This is a genomic window from Bradyrhizobium sp. 14AA (assembly GCF_054185205.1).
The window spans coordinates 1-443 of record NZ_JAVAYM010000178.1; the positions used below are offsets into that span (position 1 = coordinate 1).

The following is a 443-nucleotide window of genomic DNA, read 5'->3' on the forward strand; positions in this document are numbered from 1 at the left end:
CCAGATTACCCGACACGAAGCCGCTTGCGACGAACTGGGTTGCCTTGCCGCTCGCGGTGGTCGGCATGAGCAGATAGGCCTTGGCCGCATCGCTCACGCTGCCCTGGCCGAACGGATTCAGCGGAACGCAGGCCGCGACATCCTTGGCAAGTTGCGCAGCATTGCCGGCGACATCCTCCCCAGCATAGACAGGGTTGACCTGAGAACGGCAAACGATCTGGCCGGCAGCATTCTTGGTCGTGTCAATCGCCAGCAGGAATCGCTGCGTGTTGACGTTGCCGGTGATAATGTTGTTCTCTTTGTGCTCGCCGTAGTTCGCCGAGATTTCGTAGTTCCAGTCGGTGTTGAAATCTCCCCGGATACCCGCAACCACGCGGAACGTATCACGCTTGATCTGCTCGTCGCGCGTGCCGAGGTCCACCCAGTTGCGACGGAGCGAGAAC

Annotated in this window: 1 protein-coding gene; it reads right to left on the reverse strand. The window is 60.3% G+C overall.

Annotated elements, in window-relative coordinates:
- A partial coding sequence (locus tag RAD15_RS43895) for a hypothetical protein (protein WP_458184876.1) occupies nt 1-443 on the reverse strand: 443 nt, incomplete at both ends.